Source organism: Enterobacter sp. CM29 (genome assembly GCF_013179605.1).
Taxonomy (GTDB): domain Bacteria; phylum Pseudomonadota; class Gammaproteobacteria; order Enterobacterales; family Enterobacteriaceae; genus Enterobacter; species Enterobacter intestinihominis.
This window is the reverse complement of record NZ_JABMCU010000043.1, coordinates 1-25162: the sequence shown is the minus strand read 5'-3', so window position 1 is coordinate 25162 and position 25162 is coordinate 1. Positions and strand designations below refer to the sequence as shown.

Here is a 25162-nt window from a genome sequence, read left to right as displayed (position 1 = left end):
GCGGAATTTTGTGTGATCTGAATCACATGAATGTAGGGGGTGAGGATATTAATGGAGTGATCGCGATCACATAATGGGTGTGTAAAAAAAATACATTGCTCAGAATTACGCCAAAATGAGGTCTGTTTTGTGATTAATATCACAATGTTAAGTTGGCTGTTTGTTTCCAGATTGTGATTTGATTCACAAAATATTTTTATGCAGATTTCTCCCGTATCCCCTCACGGCAGGAATGCGATACGTACACCTGCCTTTTTTCACGGCTTGATCCATACTGACCTCTTTATGGGCATTAAGGATAAGCAATGAAACTCATCGGCAGTTATACCAGTCCTTTCGTGCGTAAGATTTCGATTCTCCTGCTGGAGAAAGGGATTGAATTTGAATTCGTAAATGAACAACCGTACAACGCAGAGAACGGCGTTGCGCAGTACAACCCGCTGGGGAAAGTCCCGGCGCTGGTAACGGACGAGGGCGACTACTGGTTTGATTCCCCGATCATTGCGGAGTACATCGAGCTGCTTGGCGTTGCGCCAGCCATGCTGCCGGCGGATCCAAAAGCAGCGCTGGCGATGAAGCAAATTGAAGCCCTGGCAGATGGCATTATGGATGCGGCATTAACGTCCGTACGCGAGCAGGCAAGGCCCGCCGCCCAGCAATCAGAAAATGAGCTGCTGCGCCAGCGCGAAAAAATCAGCCGCAGCCTGGATATGTGCGAACAGCTGATCCGCGACGGGAAAATTCAGAGCGATAGCCTGAATCTGGCGACGATCGCCATCGCCTGCGCCATTGGCTACCTTAATTTCCGCCGCGTCTCGCCGGGCTGGTGCGTGGATCGTCCGCTGCTGGTCAAACTGGCGGAGACGCTCTTCCAGCGCGAAAGTTTCGCCCGGACTGAACCACCAAAGGCTTGATGCGGGTTATAACACTTCCTGGCGGGAGGCGGTACAATCCCCCCACATGTTAACTCCCTCTCCCGTCGGGAGGGGGGAAGATATTTACTCGCCAGGCGCATTCATGACTACTCATCATTCCCTCTACAGCCAGATCCCCGCTACCGATCGTCTGCTTCGTGATCCGCGCATCACTGCGGTGCTGGAGCAGTTTGGCCATACTGCAACGGTCGACATGCTACGCCAGCTTCAGGACGATGCGCGTCGCCATATTCAGGCTGAAAACGCGCTACCCGGCTGGTGCGAGGCATGGGCGCAGGAAGTTGAATGGAGGCTGAGCAAGCACGCGCAAAGCGCGTTGCGCCCGGTTATTAACCTGACGGGCACGGTTCTGCACACCAATCTGGGCCGGGCACAGCAGGCAGAAGAAGCAATAGAGGCCGTCACCCGGGCCATGCGCTCGCCGGTGACGCTGGAGTACGATCTGGACGGCGCCGGGCGTGGGCATCGCGATCGCGCACTGGCGGATCTTCTCTGCCAGATCACCGGCGCGGAAGATGCCTGCATTGTGAATAACAACGCGGCGGCGGTGCTGTTAATGCTGGCGGCCACCGCGAGCGGAAAAGAGGTTGTCGTCTCTCGCGGCGAGCTGGTGGAGATCGGCGGGGCGTTTCGTATTCCGGATGTCATGCGCCAGGCGGGCTGCACGCTGCATGAAGTGGGCACAACCAACCGTACCCATGCAAAAGATTATCGCGCGGCGGTGAATGAAAACACCGCCCTGCTGATGAAAGTGCATACCAGCAATTACCACATTGAGGGTTTCACCAAAACGGTGGAAGAGGCCGAACTGGCCGCCATCGGGCGCGAGCTAAACGTGCCGGTGATTGCCGATCTCGGCAGCGGGTCGCTGGTGGATATGCGCCAGTACGGTCTGCCGAAAGAGCCCATGGTGCAGGAAATGGTTGCCGCGGGCGTAAGCCTGGTCAGTTTCTCCGGTGATAAATTGCTGGGCGGGCCGCAGGCGGGGATTATCGTCGGCAGGCGCGAGCTGATTGCGCAGCTACAGCAGCACCCGCTGAAGCGCGCCCTGCGTGCCGATAAAATGACGCTGGCCGCGCTGGAAGCCACGCTGCGGCTCTATCTCCACCCGGAGAAACTGGCTGACCGCCTGCCCACGTTGCGTTTGCTGAGCCGTGATGCGGCCTCCATTCGCGCGCAGGCGGAAGCGCTACTGCCGCAGGTCGCTCCTCATTACCCTGAGTTTGACGTTCGTATCGAGCCTTGCCTGTCGCAAATTGGCAGCGGCTCGCTGCCGGTGGACAGGTTACCGAGCGAAGCGCTGACGTTCACCCCGCGCGACGGACGCGGAAGCCAGCTTGAGGCGCTGTCGGCGCGCTGGCGCGCATTACCGACGCCGGTGATTGGCCGGATCGGTGAGGGTCGCATGTGGCTGGATTTACGCTGTCTGGAAGATGAAGTGCGGTTTCTGGAGATGATGTTGAAATGATTATTGCCACCGCCGGTCATGTTGACCACGGCAAAACCACGTTATTGCAGGCCATTACGGGCGTGAATGCCGATCGCCTGCCGGAAGAGAAAAAGCGCGGCATGACCATTGACCTGGGTTACGCCTACTGGCCGCAGCCCGACGGTCGCGTGCTGGGCTTTATCGACGTGCCCGGCCACGAGAAGTTTCTTTCCAATATGCTCGCGGGCGTGGGCGGGATCGATCACGCCCTGCTGGTGGTCGCGTGCGATGACGGGGTGATGGCGCAAACGCGCGAGCATCTGGCGATCCTCCAGCTGACGGGAAACCCGCAGTTGACCGTCGCCCTCACCAAAGCGGACCGTGTGGATGAGGCGCGTATCGACGAGGTGCGTGAAGAGGTGCTTGCGACGCTCGATGAATACGGTTTTAGGGATGCCGCACTGTTTGTCACCGTGGCGACAGAAGGCCGCGGTATCGACGCTCTTCGCGACCATTTGCAGCAGATCCCGTCTCGTGAACATGCCAGCCATCACCGCTTCCGTCTGGCGATCGACAGGGCATTTACCGTGAAAGGGGCTGGGCTGGTGGTGACCGGTACCGCGCTGAGTGGCGAAGTGAACGTGGGCGATACCCTGTGGCTGACGGGCGTGAACAAACCGATGCGCGTACGCGGGCTTCACGCGCAAAACCAGCCGGTGGAACAGGCCCACGCCGGGCAGCGTATCGCGCTGAATATTGCCGGTGATGCCGAAAAAGACCAGCTTAACCGCGGCGACTGGCTGCTGGCCGACGCGCCGCCGGAGCCTTCTGAACGGATCATCGTTTCTCTCCAGACCCATACCCCGCTGACCCAGTGGCAGCCGCTGCATATCCACCACGCGGCCAGCCACATCACCGGACGCGTGTCGCTGCTGGAAAACGATCTCGCCGAACTGGTGTTCGACTCCCCGCTCTGGCTGGCGGATAACGACCGCCTGGTTCTGCGCGATATTTCGGCGCGGGAAACGCTGGCGGGCGCGCGCGTGGTCATGCTGGATCCGCCCCGTCGCGGCAAGCGTAAGCCCGAGTATTTACAGTGGCTGGCCGCACTGGCCCAGGCCCGCGATGATAAGTCTGCGTTAGATATCCACCTTGAGCGTGGTGCGGTGGATCTGGCGGCGTTCGCCTGGGCGCGCCAGCTCAGCAGCGAAGGATTGCGTCTTCTGACGCAGGAGCCAGGTTTTATTCAGGCCGGCAACAGCCTGCTGAACGCGCCGGTGGCGGCGCGCTGGCAGCGCAAAGTGCTGAGCACGCTGGCGACCTACCATGAACAGCATCAGGATGAGCCCGGCCCGGGCCGTGAACGTCTGCGGCGCATGGCGTTGCCCATGGAAGACGACGCGCTGGTGCTGTTGCTGATTGAAAACATGCGTGAAAGCGGCGTGATTGCAAGTCATCACGGCTGGCTGCACCTGCCGGAGCACAAGGCCGGTTTTACCGCTGAGCAGGACGCGGTCTGGCAAAAAGTGGCGGCGCTGTTTGGCGATGAACCGTGGTGGGTGCGCGATCTGGCGCGTGAAACCAATACCGATGAGCAGCTGATGCGTCAGGTACTGCGCCATGCGGCGCAGCAGGGGATGATTGTGGCGATCGTGAAAGATCGTTATTACCGCAACGATCGGATCGTGGCATTTGCGAACCTGATCCGGGAGCTGGATCAGGCGCGCGGATCAACCTGCGCCGCAGACTTCCGCGATCGGCTGAACGTAGGACGCAAACTGGCGATTCAGATCCTGGAGTATTTCAACCGCATCGGGTTTACGCGTCGTCGTGGCAATGACCATGTGCTACGCGACGCGCAGTTATTTCCGTAAGCGTTAAGCGCTGCGCGCCTGCTTCTGCTTAGCCAGCCAGACCGCGCCCAGCCTTCCCGCCTGGTTACCCAGCTCGCAGGGAAGGATGGGCACCCGGAGCGCTTCCCACTCCTCGAATCGCTGTAAATATTTATCCAGCAGGAGATAGATTTTCTCCTGCTCACTAATGCCGCCGCCAATCAGCACCGCCTGCGGATCAAACATAGAGATCACGCTGTAAATACCGCGCGACAGACAATGCGCCCACGCTTCAATGGCCTCGCGCAGATGCACGTCGCTGTCCATGCGTTTAAACAGCTCCTCACCATCAGGCATCTCATCTTCCGACACGGCCAGCGCGCGGCGGCAGGCTTTCATCAGGCCACTGGCGGACGCCACTTCATGCATCGGTTCGCCCTCATTGCCTACGGGTAGCACGCCAAACTCACCCGCCCGGTAGTGCGACCCGCGGTAGAGATCGCCCTCCATGACGATACCGCCGCCGATGCCGGTGCCGATGGTGATGCAGACGAAATGCTCATAGTCCTTGCCCGCGCCCTGCCAGCGCTCGCCCAGCGCCGCGCAATTGGCATCGTTTTCGATTGTCACGGGGAGATCGGTCAGCTGTGCGAACAGTTCGCACAGGTTTTCGCCGTCAAGATAGTCCAGCGCCCCGGCTTTGGCCGCTTCGCCGGTATGGTGATTGATATGTCCTGGAAAACTCACGCCAATACTGGCGATCTCGTGCTCCTGGCAGTACTTATCCACTACCGCTTTCCACTTCTCTTTGAAGGTGCTTTCATCGTCCGGCGTATCATATTCATCGGATGTCAGTTCTTCGCCGTTTTCATTAATTACGCCGTGTTTGATGTGGGTTCCACCCACGTCAAAGCCGATAAATAGCTGCATTGCATCGTTCCTCATGAGCCCTTGAGCTATTAAGTATGGCTGCGGCGGCAGAAACGAAACGTAAAGTACGGTAATCCGTGATGCGGCTCGTAAACCCGCTACCCGCTGGCGAGAAAATCACCAGCCGGAACTACCCTTGTTGTACAACAACAGCAAGGAGACGGTCATGACAAACAATCCTCCCTCATCGCGTATCCAGCCTGGCGAGTATGGTTTTCCCCTTAAGCTGAAGCCCCGCTATGACAACTTTATCGGCGGCGACTGGGTGGCGCCCGTCGACGGTGAATACTATTCCAACCTGACGCCCGTTACCGGCCAGCCGCTGTGTGAAATTGCCAGTTCGGGCAAACGGGATATCGATTTAGCGCTGGATGCGGCGCATAAGGCGAAAGATAAGTGGGGGCAAATGTCCGTTCAGGACAGAGCGGCCATTTTGTTCAAAATCGCCGATCGGATGGAGCAGAATCTGGAGCTGCTGGCGACCGCAGAAACGTGGGACAACGGCAAGCCGATCCGCGAAACCATGGCGGCGGACGTGCCGCTGGCGATCGACCATTTCCGCTATTTTGCGTCCTGCATCCGTGCCCAGGAGGGGGGAATAAGTGAAGTTGACAAAGATACCGTGGCGTATCACTTCCACGAGCCGCTCGGCGTGGTGGGGCAAATTATTCCGTGGAACTTCCCGCTGCTGATGGCGAGCTGGAAAATGGCGCCCGCGCTGGCGGCGGGTAACTGCGTTGTGCTGAAACCTGCACGCTTAACGCCGCTTTCGGTACTGCTGCTGATGGAGGTAATTGGCGACCTGTTGCCGCCGGGGGTCATTAACGTGGTCAACGGGGCCGGGGGAGAGATCGGCGAATATCTGGCTACTTCAAAGCGTATCGCCAAAGTGGCGTTTACCGGCTCAACGGAAGTTGGTCAGCAGATTATGCAGTACGCGACCCAGAACATCATTCCGGTCACCCTGGAGTTGGGCGGGAAATCGCCGAACATCTTCTTTGCCGACGTGATGGATGAAGAGGACGCCTTCTTCGACAAAGCGCTGGAAGGGTTTGCGCTGTTCGCGTTTAACCAGGGCGAAGTCTGCACCTGTCCGAGCCGCGCGCTGGTGCAGGAATCCATTTATGAGCGCTTTATGGAGCGGGCGATCCGGCGCGTGGAGTCGATTCGCAGCGGTAATCCGCTGGATAACGTTACCCAGATGGGGGCGCAGGTATCGCATGGCCAGCTGGAAACCATCCTCAACTATATTGATATCGGTAAAAAAGAGGGGGCCGATGTGTTGACCGGCGGTCGTCGTAAGGTGCTGGGAGGCGATTTGCAGGAGGGCTACTACCTTGAGCCGACTATCCTGTTCGGTAAGAACAACATGCGCGTTTTCCAGGAGGAAATTTTTGGACCGGTGCTGGCCGTCACCACGTTTAAAACCATGGACGAGGCGCTGGAGCTCGCCAACGACACGCAGTATGGCCTGGGGGCGGGGGTCTGGAGCCGTAACGGTAACCTTGCCTATAAAATGGGCCGCGGCATTCAGGCCGGACGCGTATGGACAAACTGCTATCACGCCTATCCGGCTCATGCGGCGTTTGGCGGCTACAAACAGTCGGGCATCGGGCGCGAAACCCATAAGATGATGCTGGAGCACTACCAGCAAACGAAATGTCTGTTAGTCAGCTACTCCGATAAACCGCTGGGGCTGTTTTAATCTCCCGGCTCAGGCCGTCCCGGGCGGCCTGAGCCGGGTTAAAGCCGGGTGGCGGCTTCGCCTTACCCGGCCTACTTTTTACTCCCTCTCCCGTGGGAGAGGGCTGGGGTGAGGGCAACAGGCCGCAGTTATTCAGCCTTCATCCACCCATATCCGCATTTCCCCTTCTCCCCGGTTTGCCCAGCTGAACCATGGAATAAAGGTCAGCGTCTGGGGCTGACGTTCTACCGGCGAGTGGTCGTACTGCCACAGGGCATCAGTGTCCTTCGCCTGACACCCGATCCCTTCCGCCTGTATCAGCATCTTGTGCGCGAAAATGCCTTTGCCTTCAAATACCCGAAACGCGCTGTCTTGCGGCAAAGAAAGGTTATGCAGATTTGCGCCGTTATCGGCTTCTTCCAGGCAGTAAACCAGCGGCCCACGCTGCAATGCGACTTTCCCCGCCTGCTGGCGCACCTGCGGGTTTCCGTACACGCGGCGGACCGGCATCGGTAACGTCAGCGTCAGCGTGTCGCCTTCCTGCCAGCTGCGGTTGAGGTATAAATATCCACGGGAGACTTCGCCTGTAATGGCTTGACCATTGAGCGAAACAGCCGGTTCCGCACACCAGTCCGGCAGCCTCAGGGCCAGCGTGTGAGTCACCGGAACAGGTGAGGTTATCTCGATTTTCACCTGCTCATGCCACGGATAGTTTCCGCTAATCCGCAGCTGGAGGGTGTGTTCCCCCACCGGAATGGCGACGTCGTTCCCCACGTACAGGTTGATCAACAGCGCGTCCGGGCGAACGGTATAAATATAGTGCCCCAGCGAGGTCAGCACGCGCGCAATATTCGGCGGGCAACAGGCGCAGCCGAACCAGCGCTGGCGCACCGGTTTCACGTGGTCATAGATATGGTTAAAGGCCAGTGTTTTCGGGTGCACTTCCAGCGGATTTACATAAAAGAAATGCTTACCGTCCAGCGCCATGCCACCCAGCACCGTGTTGTATAGTGCGCGCTCCATCACGTCGGCGTAGTGGCCGTCCGCCTCCATCTCCAGCATCCGGCGGGCAAACATCATCAGGCCGATGGAGGCGCAGCTTTCGGCATAGACCGTATCGTTGGGCAGATCGTAATCGCTGCTGAATGCCTCGCCGCTGCTTTGTGAGCCAATCCCGCCGGTGATGTACAGCTGGCGCTGTGCCATGTTGTTCCACAGCCGCAGGCAATCCTGACGTTTCCCTTCGTCGTTGTTCAGGCGCGCCAGATGCGCCATGCCCGCCATCAGATAGACAAAACGCACGGCGTGGCCGATGGCCGTTTGTTGTTCGGCAAGGGGCTGATGCGCCTGGCTGTAGGCTTTGTCCTTGACCATCCACGCCGGGCCATAGGTGTTCCAGTATGACGTTCTGCCGCGCTTCTCATATTCGATATCGTAGAAGTGAGGCTGTGTGCCGCGTTCCTCAATAAAGTATTTCACCAGATTGAGATAGCGTGGCTCCTGCGTGACGTCGTACAGCCGCATCAGCGCCAGCTCGATTTCCGGGTGGCCCGGATAGCCGTGCAGCTGGTTTTCGCCCGGGCCAAACACGCTGTCGATATGATCCGCCAGCCTGCACACCACGTCCAGCAGGCGGCGCTTTCCGGTTCCCTGGAAATACGCCACGCCCGCTTCAATCATATGTCCGGCGCAGTACAGTTCGTGGCACTCGGCCAGATTGGTCCAGCGCTCGGCCGGTGCTTTCACCGTGAAATAGGTATTGAGATAGCCATCTTCACACTGCGCCGCTGCGACCAGCTCGATCACCTCGTCGGCGGTTTTTTCCAGTTCAGCATCCGGCTTCTGGCACAGCGACCACGCCACGGCTTCGAGCCATTTCGCCACGTCGCTGTCCTGAAAGACCATCCCGTAAAACGCCCCCTGTTCCAGACCGGCCGCGATGCGGAAGTTGGCGATGGCGTGGCTGGGTTCAGCCTCCGCCACGCGATCGTTAAGCGCATCCCACTGGTAGGGGATTACCACATCGCGGACCAGCCGTTGGTACTGACCAAGAAACGGGTCGTTGATTTTCAGCTGATGCAGGTCGGCTTCCATTTTGGTCATATCGTTCTCCTCAGGACTGTACATGACGCTGGCGCAAATCGGTGGCAATGCGCGACATCACGGGATTGTTAAGCCTGCACCAGCGGATAGCGACCGCCAGCAGCAGGTGGAAAAGGGCAGGGAGCAGCGTCTCCATGGCGGTGATGCCCTGCAATGAGGCGGGTGTCTGGTTGCCCGCGCCTGGCTGATAGGCCACGGCAATAAACACCAGGCTGATGATCCCGGCGCTGGATGCCCACGCGAGCTTGATGAAAAATAGATTGAAGGCGAAATTCATCCCCGAGGAGCGCACGCCGGTTTTCCATTCGCCGTAGTCATCGGCAAAGGCCATTAGCGAGAAGTGAAGCGGCAGGGTGAAGCCCAGGATCACGCCGTTACTTAAAATCACGATAAGCCAGAGCGTCTGGTGCGCCGGGCCACCTGGCAGGAACCACATTCCCATAGCAAGCGCAGCGAGCACCAGGTTGGTGTAGTAGTAGAGTTTGACGGTATCAATCCGCCGCGACAGCGGGTTGACGATCACCGCGCCCAGAATGGCGGCAAAGGTCACCATGGTGAAAAACAGCGAGGTGTACGCCGTGCTGCCCTGAAGCACGTAGGTGATGAAGTACATGTACCCGCCGCCGCGAATGTTGAAGACGTTGATCAGCAGAAACGACATCACCAGCATCAGCAGCAGCTGATCGTTTTTACGCAGGCCCGCCAGGTGCTCGCGCAGGGTGAATTTCCCCATCAGCGCAAGCGGGACGCGCTCGCGCACCCAGAAGAAGCAGCACAAGAACATCACCACAGCGATGGCGCACAGTACGCCGACGCCCAGCTGATAACCCCGGGCGGTATTGCCCTGTCCCAGCTCTGACACCAGCCACGGCAGGCCAACGGAGACCAGAAAGCCCGCCACGCCGCACAGTACGAAGCGCCAGGACTGGCAGGATATTACCTCGTTGTGGCGGGTGGTCATGGTGTTGATCAGCGCGCAATACGGCACGTTGATGGCGGTATAGCCTACGGACAACAGCAAATAGGTGCCGAACGCCCAGGCGATTTTCACGCCCATGCTGGCGTCCGGGACGGTGAAGGTCAGCACGCCGACGATCCCGATGGGAAGCGCGACCCACAGCTGCCACGGACGAAAACGCCCCCAGCGGCTCTGCGTGCGGTCGGCAATCACGCCCATCACTGGATCGGAAATCGCGTCAAATACCCGAAGGGCAATAAACAGCGTGCCCACCAGCGCGGGCGTCAGGCCAAATACATCGGTATAGAAAAAGGTCAGGAAGTTCATGATCAGGCAGGTAATTACCGTGCCGCCCGCGTCGCCCAGGCCGTAGCCAATTTTCTCGCGGACTGACAGCCGGTCATCGGCTGCCTGTTTTGCAACTTCTGCGTCTGTAATCGGTGTGGAAGTCATGGGGTAACTCCTCGATAAACGATTTTTTATCGTATTTGTGCAAGGTACCCCATTTATTCTGCATTCAACGGGCAGTCCAACAAGGGAAGGGAAAAGTATAAAAAGATGACGATTCCGACCTGATGGTAAAACTGTGAGTTTGATCGAGCTGTTCTGCTGATATTTATTAATAATCAAACAATAAACGCAATATTAGCCACCATAAAAGCGGGAAACTGAATATCCATGCTTGAATTATCCATAGCACTTCCGATTAAGGTTCAAAATGGCGGGTTATTTATCTCCCGGGGCGTGGGTCGTCATCCCGCACGAAAATTATCTTCGTGGGAGATAATCTTTGTCGAAAAAGGGACATTAACGATCCAGGAGGAAAATACGCTGTTTGAGGTAAACGCCGGCGAGAGTTTATTACTTTGGCCGAAGCGGCGGCATGTCGGCGTGGAAGATTTTCCGGGCGATCTCAAATTTTACTGGCTGCATTTTGAGGTGGATGAAGGCTTGCCTGCGTTGCCAGGTGCGACGCTATTGTCGATTGAGCAACACTGTAGCGTGCGGGATCCGCAATATGTTATTGCGTTATTCCGTCAGTTTTTAAGCGAGCAGGAAAAATTACAGCGTAGCCAGGCGCTGGAGATAATTTTGCTGTTAATTTTGCAGCAGATATCGCTCTCGCCGGGATATGAAGATAAAGCGGATGATGCGGGCGCAGCAATGGCGTGGAAGGCCAAACAACTTATCCGCACTCACTTTCATTTGCCCATATCCACTTCACAGCTGGCGAAAGAGCTGCACTGCAACGCAGATTACCTGGGGCGAGTATTTCGCCGGACGTTTCATTTAACCCTGACGGAGGCAATACACCGCCAGCGCGTCAGGGCCGCTGAAAAATTGTTGCTGAACGATGCGGCCTCATTAACTGAAGTGGCCACCCGGTGCGGTTTTAATGACGTGGGTTATTTCCGGCAAATATTCTCGAAACATACCGGGTTAACGCCCGCCGTCTGGAAACGGCGGTACTGTAAAGAGCATATTAATTCCGGATGAGCGCATCCTCTTTGACCCATCACACCTTCGCTGCCTCGGACGTTATGTATGATGTGCTCAGAACCGGGTTTTAATGCACGCGAGGCATAACTGATGAACCGATTTATTCTGACGGATCCTGAAAAATGTATCGGGTGCCGCACCTGTGAGGTGGCGTGCATGATGTCGCATCAAAGCAGCGCCACGCCAGAAGCGTTTACGTCACGTATCCGCGTGGTTAAGGGGGGAACCTTCACCACGGCCGTGGGCTGCCATCAGTGTGAAGATGCGCCCTGCGCGAATGTCTGCCCGACGGGGGCCATTTACCGTGCTGCGGGAGCCTGGCTCGTTGAGCAGGCTCGCTGTATCGGCTGCAAAAGCTGTATGGTGGCGTGCCCGTTCGGGGCAATGCAGGTTCGGGTTGTGGGAGATCGCGTTCAGGCGCTGAAATGTGATTTGTGCATGCTTCGCGAGGGCGGTCCCGCCTGCGTCGAAGCCTGTCCCACCCACGCGCTGCGCTGCATAGAACCCGCCAGACTACGCGCGGAACGGCTGCGTAATCTGGCCTGAGGTTTTATTAACCGGCCTCGCGCCAGGCGTTCTCAATCTCTTCGGCGAGAATTTTCACACCCGCTTCGATTTTTTCCGGGTCCGGGACGTAGTTCATGCGCATGCACTGGTGCGTATGCGGCCACGGTTTATCCAGTCCCGGGAAGAAGTAATCCCCCGGCACCATCAGCACGCCACGCTTTTTCAGACGCTGATAAAGCAGCTCTGTCGTAATGGGCAGATCCTTAAACCACAGCCACAGGAAAATTGCCCCTTCCGGTTTATGGATCAGGCAGCGTTCCTCCGGTAAGTAGCGGCGAAGGATGGCGATAGTTTCCTGAACGCGCTGAGAGTAAAACGGCTTGATCACCTCATTTGACAGGCGCAGCAGGTCGTTACGCCTGATCATCTCGCACATCATCGCCGGGCCGATGCCGCCAGGGGAAAGGCTGATAATGCCGTTCATGTTGGTAATGGCGGTGATGATTTTCTCGTTAGCAATGATAATGCCGCAGCGGCTGCCCGGCAGGCCCAGCTTGGAGAGGCTCATGCAGAGGATGATGTTCGGGTTCCACAGCGGACGCGCTTCGCTGAAGATGATACCCGGGAACGGTACGCCATAGGCGTTATCGATAACCAGCGGGATGCCGTGCTGATTCGCCAGCGCATCCAGCTTCATCAGCTCGTCGTCGGTGATCACGTTCCCCGTCGGGTTGGTGGGACGAGATACGCAGATCATGCCCGTCTCTTCACCGATATGCAGATGTTCAAAATCGACGTGATATTTGAACTGGCCCTCTGGCAACAACTCGATATTCGGACGTGCGGAAACAAACAGGTCTTCTTCGAGGCCGGCATCGGCATAGCCGATATACTCCGGTGCCAGCGGGAACAGCACTTTTTTCGTGGTGCCGTCGGCGCGGCGTCCGGCGAACAGATTGAATAAGTAGAAAAACGCGCTCTGACTGCCGTTTGTCAGTGCAATGTTCTGTGGTTCGATATCCCAACCCAGCGCTTCCCGCAGCATTGTCGCCAGAAGCGTCAGTAGTTCTGTTTTACCCTGAGGGCCGTCGTAATTACATAGCGCATCGGTTGCTTTACCGTTTTCCAGCATGTCTGCCAGCAGCGTCTGGAAGTAGGTGTTCATCTCCGGAATTTGAGCCGGGTTTCCACCGCCAAGCATGATAGCGCCTGGGGTGCGCAGCCCGTCGTTGAGGTCCTCCATCAGGCGGGTAATGCCTGAATGGCGGGTAAATTTGTCGCCGAATTGTGAAAACGTCATAGCAGGTGATCTGTCGGGCTTAATATGAAAGGCAGTAACCATAACGCCAGCACCGTGTTGGTGCAAATCGGCGGATGTGGTCGGATTTGTTGTTTTGTATGGTGGAGAGGGATTATTGCAGTGAATCGTTCTGATGAATGTCCCCTCACCCCGGCCCTCTCCCCAAAGGGGCGAGGGTGAAAGACCGCACCGTGCAATCCCCTTGCCCCTTTGGGGAGAGGGTTAGGGTGAGGGGGCTGTTCTACTGATTACCCGCCCACACCACCATCACCTTATCGCCCTTGTGCTCGCGCACAAAGCCGTAGCCTTCTTTCATTGAAAGCGTTGTTTGCTTGCCTTCACCCACAGCCGGATGACGGGCGCGGAACTGCCCCAGAAGCTGCCAGTGGGCGACAGTTAACGCCTGTTTACCCGTGACGTCCTGCCAGTTCATATCCGAACGGGTTCCCTGTAGCGGATCGGAGCCCGTCGGACCTAATGGACGCTCTGATTCATCGCCGTAATAGATCTGCACGCTTCCCGGCGCCAGCAGCAGTAACTCAGCGGCGTGCTGGCCCCCTTCACGGAACAGACGCGTATCGTGGGAGGAGAGATAGCTCAGCACATTAAAACTTTGCAGCTTTTCTGCCATTTGCTGCCAGGTCAAATCCATATCTGCCAGACAGTCCACTGATTTCGCCGCCTGCTCCTGATAGTCAAAGTTGATCATCGCATCGAAGCCGTGGCGGTAATAATCGCTCTGCATCACGCCGTGGCCCCAGGATTCACCGGTCATCCAGAACGGCGCATCGTCGAGTTTTTTGTCCGGGTTGGCGGCCTTCCACGCGGCCAGCGCCTGGCTGGCCTGGTCTTTCAGTTGCTGCCAGGCTTCATGCTCAACGTGTTTGGCGGTATCGACCCGGAAACCGTCGATGCCGTAGTCACGTACCCACTGGCTAAGCCAGTGGGTCAGGTAATCTCGCGGCGTGAAATTCGTCATCACTTTCGCGTTGGTGTCGGGCTTGTGTTGATAAAAGTTCGGCAAACCTGACGGGGTTTTTGATTCCGTTTTCAGATCCGGCAGGAAGGCCAGGGACATGGTCAAGTCGTCAAAGCCCGGGTTGTCGTAATCACCGATATCGGTACGGATCCATTTTTTACCCCACCATTTTTCCCATGCGGCTTTGTCACTGAAGTTGATGTAATCGTTGAAGCTGTGCCAGCTTTGACCCGCGCCTGGCTTCCAGTCAGTCCAGCGTTCGCCGAGCGTTTTTTTCAGCTCATCTCCCTGTAAATAGAGTGCGCCAAACTGATATTGCTGCATATCTGCAAGCGTCGCATAGCCCGCGTGGTTCATGACAACGTCAAACAGGACGCGGATACCGCGCCTGTGCGCGTCGTCGACAAGCTGGCGTAAATCATCTTCGTTGCCCATGTTGGCGTCGAGTTTCGTCCAGTCCTGGGTGTAATAACCGTGATACGCGTAGTGGGGGAAATCCCCTTTGGTGCCGCCGCCAACCCAGCCGTGGATCTGCTCCAGCGGGGAGCTTATCCAGAGCGCATTCACGCCCAGTTGCTGAAGGTAATCCAGTTTGCTGGTAAGCCCTTTCAGATCGCCGCCGTGGAAAGTACCTATCTCCTGCATACCATCTTTATGGCGGCCATAGCTGTTGTCGTTGGTGGGGTCGCCATTCACGAAGCGATCGGTCAGCACGAAATAGACGGTGGCGTTTTGCCAGCTGAACGGCGCGGGTTTGTCCGTTTCGGCGCGCTCAAGCAGCAGCAGGCCATTGCTGTTGGCGGCTGGCTGAAGAGTCACTTTGCCATTTTGAACGGTCGCGGTCTGTTTGCTGTAAAAATCACGCACCACCGTGCCTTCCGGGAACGTGTTAACGACGTCGATCGTGAGCGGTTTGCCGTCCCACTTCGGGCACTGGCGGGTAACGTTTGCGACAGGCTGTGGCGCCGCACTTTGTACCGTCAGCATCAGCGTCGGCGTTCCAGAGCGCGTATCAATACGCATCTGATAAACGCCGTCACGGAATAATCGCCACTGCGGTGGCGTGCCTTCGCACGGTTTGAGCGACAGCATCTCGTTGAGCTTAATGGCCTTTGTCGGCTGCCAGCACGCGTTGTCAAGACTCAACGTCAGTGGACGGGTACCCTTCGCAAGCGTTGCCTGGCTGGTAAAGACGCCGGTACCTTCAGCGTTGAATGCGTCAAATCCCGGCGATGACCAGTCGGCATGCGCGAATGCGGGTAACATCAGAACAGCTAATGCAGTGCGTTTCATTCCATTTTCCTGTCGCGGCATTTTTGACCAGTGTGCCATTCGGCTCAGGGGAAAAACTCCTCCTCTGAGGCTTTCTGCCGGGAGGACGCGTAGGGATGAGTGATCCCGCGCAAAATTAGGCAGTTATCTGCGATATCGCGCACATTTTTCCAGTGTTGGTGCTTTAATGAGCATGTTCCGGATGACATAGTTTCGGAATTGGACTATTTATAGACGTGCTCTTGAAGACTATTTTTGGTACGATTTGAGATTCCGCTCTCAAATTTTGAAGAAAATAAGGTGTTGGAATGCTTATATCCGACCAGGAGACCTAATGATATCGACTCCCATTCGACGATATGGGGCCGCGATACTCATGTTACTCACCATGGCATTTTCAGGTGAGGTGCTTGCAAAGACGCACACGGATACAACGAGTAAGAAAGCCCACGTAATAAAGACGACAAGCAGTAAGGTTAGCAGTAAACAAGAGTATTCTCGCAATAGTGCAAAGAGTAGTTCACTTCCTGATTTGCGAAAATACCCTTCCGGGACACCAAGGAAAAAAGCGTTTCTCCGGACGGTAATGCCTTACATTAAAAGTCAAAATGCCGCGATTACTGCGGATCGTAACTGGCTGATCGCCAAACAGTACGATAGCCGCTGGTCGCCGTCTGAGCGCACTCGCCTGAAAGACATCGCCAAACGCTATAAAGTGAAGTGGAGCGGGAACACGCGTCGTGTGCCGTGGAACACTCTGTTAGAGCGTGTGGACATTATTCCAGGCAGTATGGTCGCGACAATGGCCGCCGCCGAAAGCGGTTGGGGCACCTCGAAGCTGGCGCGCAACAACAACAATCTGTTTGGCATGAAATGCGCAAAAGGTCGTTGTACTAATGCACCCGGCAAGGTGAAGGGCTATTCACAGTTTGAATCGGTGAAAGATTCCGTGAATGCCTATGTGGTGAATCTGAACACCCACCCGGCCTACTCTTCGTTCCGTAAGTCACGCGCGCAGCTGCGTAAGGCGGATCAGGAAGTGACGGCCACGGCGATGATCCACAAGCTGAAAGGTTATTCCACCCAGGGACAGCGCTACAACAACTACCTGTTCTCCATGTACCAGGATAACCAGCGTCTGATTGCCGCACATATGTAATGAAAAACGCCTTCCACTGGAAGGCGTTCTTTTTTCTAGAGCAGGACTTCACTGTACCGTTCCCGGTACTCCTTCGGCGTGGTGTCATACTCTTTCCTGAACACCGAATAGAAATACTGAAGCGACGGATAGCCGCACATCTGTGAAATCTCGTTGATCGACAGCGAGGTGGAGATCAGCAGACTGCGCGCTTTCTCCAGCTTTTCCGCATGGATCACGGCGTGGATCGTCTCACCGACTTCCTCTTTAAACCGCTTCTCCAGATTCGAACGTGAAATGCCGACCGAATCCAGCACCTGATCGACCTTAATCCCCTTGCAGGCATGATTGCGAATGTAGTGCATCGCCTGAATCACGGCCGGATCGTTTAGGGAACGGTAGTCAGTTGAGCGACGCTCGACCACGCGAACGGGCGGAACCAGCAGACGCTGGAGCGGCAGGGATTCGTTGTCTAACAGTCGGTGCAGCAGCTTCGCGGCCTGATAGCCCATCTGACGGGTACCCTGCGCCACGGATGAGAGCGCCACGCGCGACAGATAGCGTGTAAGCTCTTCGTTATCAATACCAATCACGCACAGCTTTTCAGGCACCGGAATATGCAAATGTTCGCACACCTGTAATACGTGGCGGGCGCGGGCGTCCGTCACGGCGATAATCCCTGTCTGGGGCGGCAGCGTTTGCAGCCAGTCAGCCAGGCGATTCTGTGCGTGCTGCCAGTTTTCTGGCGCGGTTTCCAGCCCCTGATAAACGACGCCGCGATACTTCTCCTGGGCAACCAGCTGGCAGAAGGCATACTCACGCTCCATCGCCCAGCGCTTTCCGCTGGTGGCGGGCAATCCGTAAAACGCAAAACGATGGACGCCTTTCTCCTTTAAATGGAGGAAGGCGGTCTCAACCAGGGCATGGTTATCCGTGGCGATGTAGTGAACGGGGGGGTAATGTTCCGCTGAATGGTAAGAGCCGCCAACGCCCACGATAGGTACGTCGACACCACTCAGCAACTGTTCAATCACGGGGTCGTCAAAGTCAGCGATAACCCCGTCTCCCAGCCAGTCTTTGATGTTCTCCAGACGGGTACGGAAATCTTCTTCGATGAAAATATCCCATTCGGATTGCGACGCCTGCAAATATTCACCAACCCCCTCAACCACCTGACGGTCATAGGCTTTGTTGGCATTGAATAACAACGTAATGCGGTGACGCTTTTCAAACATGGCTCACTTTCCCAAATTAGTCACGATACGGTTCTCAGGCGCGCCGCTTGGTGGCAGAGTCCATCCAGACTGCCAGCAAAAGAATGGCCCCTTTGACGATATACTGCCAAAACGTCGGCACGTCCATCATACTCATCCCGTTATCCAGCGAAGCCATAATAAATGCGCCCATCACCGCCCCCGCCACGCTGCCAATGCCTCCGGCGAGGCTGGTCCCGCCAATCACGCAGGCGGCGATGGCGTCCAGCTCGGCAATATTACCGGCAGACGGGGAACCCGCACCCAGTCGCGAGCTGAGGATCAGCCCCGCGATGGCTACCATCAGGCCGTTGATGGCAAAGACGGCGAGTTTGGTGCGCTCGACGTTGATACCAGATAAACGCGCGGCTTCAAGATTGCCGCCGATAGCATAAATACGGCGACCGAATGCGGTACGTGTGGCCATAAACATCCCACCTAACAGCAACAGCGCCAGCAGCAGAACGGGCGTTGGGACACCGCGATAATCGTTTAGCAGCCAGATGGCCCCCAGCACAATCACCGCAGTAAGCGCCTGACGGCCGACAACCGAGGTTGAGGCAGGCGAGGCCAGCCCCAGCGCCTGGCGACGCATGCGTCCTCGCCATTGCCACGCGACAAACGCCATCAGCCCAACCACACCGATCGTAAAACCGACGCCATCAGAGAGGTAGCTTTGGCCAATCTGGGACATCGAGGCGCTGGTCGGGGATACGGTAGTGCCGTTGGTGATCCCAATCAGAATACCGCGGAAGGCCAGCATCCCTGCTAAGGTGACAATAAACGACGGGACTTTACGGTAGGCCACCCACCAGCCGTTCCACGCACCCAGCAGCAGACCCAGTACCAGCGTGACCGCAATCGTCAGCGGCAACGGCCAGCCGAGCCAGACGTCAAAAATTGCCGCCACGCCGCCGAGCAGACCCATCATCGACCCTACCGACAGGTCAATTTCCGCTGAGATAATCACAAAGACCATCCCCACCGCCAGGATCCCGGTGATGGCGGTCTGACGCAGCAGGTTAGAGACGTTACGTGCGCTCAAATAGGAGCCATCGGTCATCCAGGTAAAGAACAACATGATGACGATAATGGCGGCAATCATTACAAAAACTTGCAGATTCAGCGATTTAAGTCCTGCGAACGCACCGGGCGTCGGAACAGCGACTTTGATATCAGACGGGTTGCTTTTCGACATGGCGTTCGCTCCTTAAGGCAGCTTCCATCACCTGCTCTTGCGTCAGGTTCTGGTTGTTCAGGTTGGCTTTGAGTTTCCCTTCATGCATGACCAGCACGCGGTCGCTCAGCCCCAGCACTTCAGGCAATTCGGACGAGATAACAATGACGGCAATCCCTTGCTGCACAAGCTGGTTGATCAGCTTGTAGATTTCATACTTCGCGCCGATATCGATCCCGCGCGTGGGTTCGTCCAGAATTAAAATGCGCGGATTAAGCAACAGGCAGCGCGCCAGAATCGCTTTCTGCTGGTTGCCGCCGCTCAGGCGACCTATCGCCAGTTCCGGCGAGGAGGTTTTCACCTTGAGCCTGGCAAGTGACTGAAGAATACACTGCTGTTCTGCGGCATCATCCAGGCTGCTCAGCGCGCCGGAAAACTGGCTGAGCGCCGCCAGCGTGATATTTTTTCCCACCGCCATGACCGGCACGATGCCGTCTTTTTTGCGGTCTTCGGGCACCATAGCAATGCCTTTGGCAATGGCCTGCTGGCAGTTGTCGATTTTTACCGGCTGACCGTCGATATAAATTTTGCCTTCCCAGCGCCCCGGCCAGACGCCAAACAGACACTGCACGGCCTCGGTTCTTCCGGCACCCACTAAACCCGCAATACCGAGAATTTCGCCGCGGTGCAGCGAGAAGGAGAGGTTATCCACGCGCTTGATGTGGCGGTTAACGGGATGCCACGCCGTCAGGTTTTCCACGCGCAGGAGTTCTTCGCCTATGGTGTGTGGTTCGTTGGGATACAGTGCGGTGAGTTCGCGACCCACCATCATGGTGATGATGTCATCTTCGCTCATGCCTTCTGCTTCACGCGTGCCAATGTGCTGCCCGTCGCGGATGACGCAGATGGTGTCGGAAATAGCTTTCACCTCATTGAGCTTGTGCGAAATATAGATGCAGGCGATACCGTGGTTTTGCAGATCGCGGATGATATTGAGCAGAACGGCGGTTTCCTGTTCGGTGAGCGAGGCGGTTGGCTCGTCGAGGATCAGCAGGCGTACCTGTTTATTTAGCGCCTTGGCGATCTCCACCAGCTGCTGCTGGCCCAAACCTAAGTCGCCCACGCGCGTATGCGGTGAGATAGCGAGACTCACCTGGGCCAGCAGTTTTTCGCAGCGCAGCGTCATGGTGTCGTAATCCAGTACGCCGTGGCGCGAGAGTTCGACCCCAAGAAAGATATTTTCCAGCACGGTAAGGTGCTTCACCAGCGCCAGCTCCTGGTGAATGATAGCGATGCCTTTACGTTCGGTATCACGAATGTGCGTGGCCTGAAGCACCTCACCGGCAAAGACGATTTCGCCCTCGTAGCTGCCGTGCGGATAGATCCCGCACAGCACCTTCATCAGCGTGGATTTCCCCGAGCCGTTTTCGCCGCACAGCGACATCACTTCGCCGGGGTTCAGCCGCAGGCTTACGTTGTCGACCGCTTTCACCGCTCCGAAGGCTTTGGTGATGCTTTTCATTTCAAGTAAATAAGACATAACTGCTCCGCATAGCCCGACAGATGAACAGGGCAGGTCGATGCGCCCCCGCCGGGCAGGGGCTGCGCTGGATTACAGTTCACTCTTCTTATGGAAACCGTCTTTCACCACCGTGGCGTCAATATTCTCTTTGTTGACTTCGATAGGGGTAAGCAGGCGAGCTGGCACGTCTTTCAGGCCGTTATTTAACGTCGCGTCTGCTTTAGGTTGCTGGCCATTTCCCAGCTCAACGGCAATTTCGGCGGCCGTATTGGCAAGCTCGGTAATGGGCTTATAGACCGTCATAGTCTGGGTACCCGCGATAATGCGTTTTACACCCGCAAGGTCGGCGTCCTGTCCGGAAATAGCGACTTTCCCGGCCAGACCCTGCGCGCTCAGCGCCTGAATGGCGCCCCCCGCAGTGGCGTCGTTAGAGGCCACCACTGCATCGATTTTGTTGTTATTTGCGGTCAACGCGTTTTCCATAATTTTCAGCGCGTTTTCCGGTAACCAGCCGTCAGCCCACTGATCGCCGACGACTTTAATTTTGCCCTCGTCGATATACGGCTTCAGCACTTTCATTTGTCCCTGACGGAACAGTTTGGCGTTGTTATCCACAGGCGAGCCGCCCATCAGGAAATAATTCCCTTGAGGCACTTTTGCGATCAAGCTTTTAGCCTGTAATTCACCCACCTTTTCATTGTCGAACGAAATATAATAATCAATATCCGCATTATTAATCATGCGGTCATAAGCCAGGACTTTTATGCCTTCCTGTTTTGCTTCTTTCACCACGTTGCTTAATACCTGGCCGTTATACGGGATAATGACCAGCACATCGACGCCACGGTTGATCATATTCTCAATTTGCGACATTTGCGTCTCTTCGTTGCCGTTAGCGGACTGAACGAACACCTCCGCACCGAGAGATTCCGCTTTTTTAACAAAGATATCGCGATCTTTTTGCCAGCGCTCCAGGCGTAAGTCATCAATCGCCATGCCGATTTTGACCTCTTTGGCGTGGCCGGCAAAGCTTGCAAGCAGGAGAGTAGTGCAGAGCGTTAGGGTCAGGTTCTTTATCTTCATAATTATTAGGCCTTTTTGTAGGGGTATGTGTAGCTGAGATAAAAGAAACATTCACTGCTGAGACGCAGCAAATTTTTAACGTGGAAAGGCCTGCTGGCAATTACAGATTTTTATCTTCTCATTACGATATTTGGTTTATTTCTGAATTTATGACCGCGATCGGATTTTAAAAAGCGTAACCTATTAATTACATTTGATTCTGGAATGCGCGCCGAAAAATAGTTTGTCTGCACATTATTTTGCGAGCCAGCGCACAATTGCGCATTCTCTCAATAGCAGTGTGAAATAACGTAATTGAGCAACCTCCAATGTCTATTCACTATTACTCCAGAAGCAAGACCACGCCGCATACCCTGATTATGGAGCTCAATATGCAAGCTTATTTCGACCAACTCGATCGCGTTCGTTTCGAAGGCACGAAAACGACCAATCCTTTAGCATTTCGTCACTACAACCCGGATGAGCTGGTGCTGGGTAAGCGCATGGAAGATCACTTGCGCTTTGCCGCCTGCTACTGGCACACCTTCTGCTGGAACGGTGCCGATATGTTCGGCGTGGGCTCTTTTGACCGCCCATGGCAACAGCCGGGCGAGGCCATTGAGCTGGCGAAGCGTAAAGCCGACGTCGCGTTCGAGTTCTTCCATAAGCTGAACGTACCGTACTACTGTTTCCACGATGTGGACGTGTCGCCGGAAGGGGCATCCCTGAAAGAGTATCTGAACAATTTTGCGCAGATGGTCGACGTGCTGGCTGAAAAACAGCAGCAAAGCGGCGTGAAGCTGCTCTGGGGTACGGCTAACTGCTTTACCAACCCTCGCTATGGCGCGGGCGCGGCAACCAATCCGGACCCGGAAGTCTTCAGCTGGGCGGCAACCCAGGTGGTGACTGCGATGAACGCCACGCATCAGCTGGGCGGTGAGAACTACGTTCTCTGGGGCGGTCGTGAAGGCTATGAAACGCTGCTGAATACTGACCTGCGCCAGGAGCGTGAGCAGATTGGCCGCTTTATGCAGATGGTTGTGGACCACAAGCACAAAATCGGCTTCCGCGGTACGCTGCTGATTGAGCCAAAACCACAGGAGCCAACCAAGCATCAGTACGACTACGATGTCGCCACCGTGTATGGCTTCCTGAAGCAGTTTGGTCTGGAAAAAGAGATCAAAGTGAACATTGAGGCTAACCACGCCACGCTGGCGGGCCACTCGTTCCATCACGAAATCGCCTCTGCGATTGCGCTGGGCATCTTCGGATCGGTGGATGCGAACCGCGGCGATCCGCAGCTGGGCTGGGATACCGACCAGTTCCCGAACAGCGTCGAAGAGAATGCGCTGGTGATGTACGAAATCATCAAAGCGGGCGGTTTCACCACCGGCGGCCTGAACTTCGACGCCAAAGTGCGTCGCCAGAGCACCGACAAATACGATCTGTTCTACGGGCATATTGGCGCGATGGACACCATGGCGCTGGCGCTGAAGGTGGCGGCCCGTATGATTGAAGACGGTGAGCTGGATAAGCGCGTGGCGAAGCGCTACAGCGGCTGGAACAGTGAGCTGGGCCAGCAAATTTTGAAAGGTCAGTTATCGCTTGCGGATATCGCGAAGTACGCTGAACAGCATCAGTTGGCACCGCAGCATCAGAGCGGCCATCAGGAACTGCTGGAAAACCTGGTTAATCACTACCTGTTCGATAAATAACAGCATCCAGGCCCGGTAAGCGCAGCGCCACCGGGCATTTCTGTCAAAGGAGTCACCACATGTATATCGGGATCGATCTTGGCACGTCGGGGGTGAAAGCCATCCTGTTAAGCGAGCAGGGCGATGTGTTAGCCACGCAGACTGAAAAGTTGCAGGTTTCACGCCCGCAGCCACTTTGGTCGGAACAAGATCCGGAGCAGTGGTGGCAGGCGACGGACCGCGCGATGAAAGCCTTAGGTGAGCAGTACAGCCTGCGCGACGTGAAAGCGCTGGGCATTGCCGGGCAAATGCATGGCGCCACGCTGCTGGATAGCCAGCATCGCGTTCTGCGCCCGGCTATTCTCTGGAACGATGGCCGCTGTGCGGAAGAGTGCGCGATCCTTGAGGAGCGTGTGCCTGCGTCCCGCGAGATTACGGGCAACCTGATGATGCCCGGTTTTACCGCGCCAAAACTCCTGTGGGTGCAGCGCCATGAGCCTGAGATTTTTCGTCAGGTGGCGAAGGTTCTGTTGCCGAAAGACTACCTGCGTTTTCGCATGACGGGGGATTTTGCCAGCGACATGTCTGACGCCGCGGGCACGATGTGGCTCGACGTGGCGAAACGGGACTGGAGCGAAGCGATGCTGGATGCCTGCCAGCTGACGCGCGATCATATGCCTGCGCTGTTTGAAGGCAGTGATATCACGGGCGCTTTGCAGCCTTCTGTTGCTGAACGCTGGAATATGCCAGCCGTACCTGTCGTTGCCGGCGGCGGCGATAATGCGGCGGGTGCGGTCGGCGTGGGGATGGTGGGGACAGGGCAGGCCATGCTCTCGCTCGGCACTTCCGGCGTCTATTTTGCCGTCAGTGACGGCTATCGTAGTAACCCTGAAAGCGCCGTACACAGCTTTTGCCACGCGTTGCCGGGTAAATGGCATTTGATGTCGGTGATGCTGAGCGCGGCATCCTGCCTCGACTGGGCGGCAAAGCTGACCGGAATGGCGGACGTCCCGGCGCTTATCGCAGCGGCACAGCAGGCGGATGATACTGCCGGTGCGGTCTGGTTTTTACCGTACCTTTCAGGCGAGCGGACGCCGCATAACAACCCGGAAGCGAAAGGGGTCTTCTTCGGCCTTACCCATCAGCACGGCCCGGCAGAGCTGGCGCGCGCGGTGCTTGAAGGGGTCGGTTATGCGCTGGCGGACGGCATGGATGTCGTGCATGACTGTGGCCTGACGCCATCCAGCATTACGTTAATTGGCGGCGGGGCACGAAGCAGCTACTGGCGGCAAATGCTTTCCGATATCAGCGGGTTGCAGTTGGACTATCGTACTGGGGGAGATGTTGGTCCGGCGCTCGGTGCGGCACGGCTGGCGCAAATTGCGCTGAACCGGGATAAACCACTGCCCCAGCTTTTGCCCCAGCTGCCGCTTGAACAGCAGCATCGTCCTGATGCGAAAAATCATGCTCGCTACGCTGAAAGACGAGACGTTTTCCGCAAAATCTATCAGCAGCTTTTACCGCTAATGTCATAAACAGGCGCCGGGTGGCGCTAACGTTTACCCGGCCTGCCAGCCTTCAACCGGGTTAGCTCACAAACCTGCGTGTATCGATGCGTTGCAGCAGCATTGAGAGCAGCAGGCTGACAACCAGCGTAACGGTAAATATCCAGACAATATCCAGCACCGGCCAGCTTTTAAGCTCAACGCCGCGGGTGCGCAGGGCGTGGATCACCAGCGCGTGAAAACCGTAAATGCCCAGCGAGTGGCGAGAGATAAACCCCAGCACCGGAAGCGGGCGGGCATTCAGGGTGTTTTTAACCAGGGTCAGCAGCGAAACCGCGCAGATAAAGACCATCGGCCCGCAGTAGAGATACCAGGTATCGGC

19 protein-coding genes are annotated in these 25162 nt (G+C 56.5%); 9 read left to right on the top strand and 10 right to left on the bottom strand.

From position 1 onward, the window contains the following. Positions 1–305 precede the first annotated feature (305 nt). The 3 genes from HP459_RS07955 (at position 306) to selB (ending at position 4238) form a co-directional block, all read left to right on the top strand. On the top strand, positions 306–914 hold the full coding sequence (locus HP459_RS07955; RefSeq protein WP_015572763.1) for a glutathione S-transferase: 609 nt from the start codon (positions 306–308) through the stop codon (positions 912–914). A gap of 103 nt (positions 915–1017) precedes the next feature. Further along, a complete protein-coding gene (gene selA / locus HP459_RS07950; protein WP_171936090.1) occupies positions 1018–2403 on the top strand; it encodes an L-seryl-tRNA(Sec) selenium transferase in 1386 nt (461 codons plus the stop codon). Next, positions 2400–4238, top strand: coding sequence for a selenocysteine-specific translation elongation factor (gene selB / locus HP459_RS07945; protein WP_171936089.1), 1839 nt, complete (start codon positions 2400–2402; stop codon positions 4236–4238). Before selA ends, selB begins: the two co-directional genes overlap by 4 nt. 3 nt (positions 4239–4241) lie before the next feature. Here the strand turns inward: selB and HP459_RS07940 are convergent, their stop codons facing one another. Further along, the gene (locus tag HP459_RS07940; RefSeq protein ID WP_023298868.1) at positions 4242–5126 is read right to left on the bottom strand and encodes an ROK family protein; all 885 of its coding nucleotides are present in this window, start codon (positions 5124–5126) and stop codon (positions 4242–4244) included. A gap of 166 nt (positions 5127–5292) precedes the next feature. On the opposite strand from HP459_RS07940, the gene aldB reads away from it, so the two are divergent. Continuing rightward, positions 5293–6831 (top strand): aldehyde dehydrogenase AldB, encoded by a 1539-nt coding sequence (gene aldB / locus HP459_RS07935; RefSeq protein WP_023307168.1) that lies wholly within the window; start codon positions 5293–5295, stop codon positions 6829–6831. Positions 6832–6963: 132 nt separating this feature from the next. Here aldB and HP459_RS07930 read toward each other — a convergent pair whose 3' ends face one another. Next, positions 6964–8913 carry a glycoside hydrolase family 127 protein gene (locus HP459_RS07930; protein ID WP_171936088.1) on the bottom strand — a complete coding sequence of 650 codons (1950 nt, stop codon included), beginning with the start codon at positions 8911–8913 and terminating at the stop codon, positions 6964–6966. 10 nt (positions 8914–8923) lie between these two features. After that, positions 8924–10324: an MFS transporter gene (locus tag HP459_RS07925; RefSeq protein ID WP_022649754.1), complete on the bottom strand. Its 1401-nt coding sequence runs from the start codon at positions 10322–10324 to the stop codon at positions 8924–8926. A gap of 225 nt (positions 10325–10549) precedes the next feature. On the opposite strand from HP459_RS07925, the gene HP459_RS07920 reads away from it, so the two are divergent. Continuing rightward, on the top strand, positions 10550–11368 hold the full coding sequence (locus tag HP459_RS07920; protein ID WP_045622150.1) for a helix-turn-helix domain-containing protein: 819 nt from the start codon (positions 10550–10552) through the stop codon (positions 11366–11368). A 93-nt stretch (positions 11369–11461) separates the two neighbouring features. Continuing rightward, positions 11462–11917, top strand: coding sequence for a 4Fe-4S dicluster domain-containing protein (locus HP459_RS07915; RefSeq protein ID WP_171936087.1), 456 nt, complete (start codon positions 11462–11464; stop codon positions 11915–11917). A gap of 7 nt (positions 11918–11924) precedes the next feature. Here HP459_RS07915 and avtA read toward each other — a convergent pair whose 3' ends face one another. Then, a complete protein-coding gene (gene avtA, locus HP459_RS07910; protein ID WP_022649751.1) occupies positions 11925–13178 on the bottom strand; it encodes a valine--pyruvate transaminase in 1254 nt (417 codons plus the stop codon). Positions 13179–13419: 241 nt separating this feature from the next. Beyond that, entirely contained in the window at positions 13420–15450 is a 2031-nt protein-coding gene (locus HP459_RS07905) for an alpha-amylase (protein ID WP_171936086.1), read from the bottom strand. Positions 15451–15763: 313 nt separating this feature from the next. Here HP459_RS07905 and HP459_RS07900 point away from each other — a divergent pair, with 313 nt between their 5' ends. Further along, positions 15764–16588: a protein bax gene (locus HP459_RS07900; protein WP_022649749.1), complete on the top strand. Its 825-nt coding sequence runs from the start codon at positions 15764–15766 to the stop codon at positions 16586–16588. A 35-nt stretch (positions 16589–16623) separates the two neighbouring features. Here the strand turns inward: HP459_RS07900 and xylR are convergent, their stop codons facing one another. The 4 genes from xylR to xylF form a co-directional block, all read right to left on the bottom strand. Continuing rightward, a complete protein-coding gene (xylR, locus tag HP459_RS07895) occupies positions 16624–17802 on the bottom strand; it encodes a D-xylose utilization transcriptional activator XylR (RefSeq protein ID WP_038416899.1) in 1179 nt (392 codons plus the stop codon). 34 nt (positions 17803–17836) lie between these two features. Beyond that, complete coding sequence (xylH, locus tag HP459_RS07890; RefSeq protein WP_003860151.1) at positions 17837–19018, bottom strand: xylose ABC transporter permease XylH; 1182 nt, start codon at positions 19016–19018, stop codon at positions 17837–17839. Beyond that, the gene (locus HP459_RS07885; RefSeq protein WP_063152813.1) at positions 18996–20537 is read right to left on the bottom strand and encodes a xylose ABC transporter ATP-binding protein; all 1542 of its coding nucleotides are present in this window, start codon (positions 20535–20537) and stop codon (positions 18996–18998) included. The genes xylH and HP459_RS07885 overlap by 23 nt, the downstream gene beginning before the upstream one ends. Before the next feature lie 72 nt (positions 20538–20609). Then, entirely contained in the window at positions 20610–21602 is a 993-nt protein-coding gene (gene xylF / locus HP459_RS07880) for a D-xylose ABC transporter substrate-binding protein (RefSeq protein ID WP_022649746.1), read from the bottom strand. A gap of 371 nt (positions 21603–21973) precedes the next feature. Between xylF and xylA the strand changes: the two genes are divergently transcribed. Then, on the top strand, positions 21974–23296 hold the full coding sequence (gene xylA / locus HP459_RS07875) for a xylose isomerase (protein ID WP_126504129.1): 1323 nt from the start codon (positions 21974–21976) through the stop codon (positions 23294–23296). Between the two features lie 59 nt (positions 23297–23355). Continuing rightward, positions 23356–24810: a xylulokinase gene (gene xylB / locus HP459_RS07870; protein ID WP_126504121.1), complete on the top strand. Its 1455-nt coding sequence runs from the start codon at positions 23356–23358 to the stop codon at positions 24808–24810. 52 nt (positions 24811–24862) lie between these two features. On the opposite strand, the gene HP459_RS07865 is transcribed toward xylB, so the two are convergent. Then, on the bottom strand, positions 24863–25162 hold a 300-nt coding region (locus HP459_RS07865; RefSeq protein ID WP_171936085.1), incomplete at its 5' end, for an acyltransferase family protein.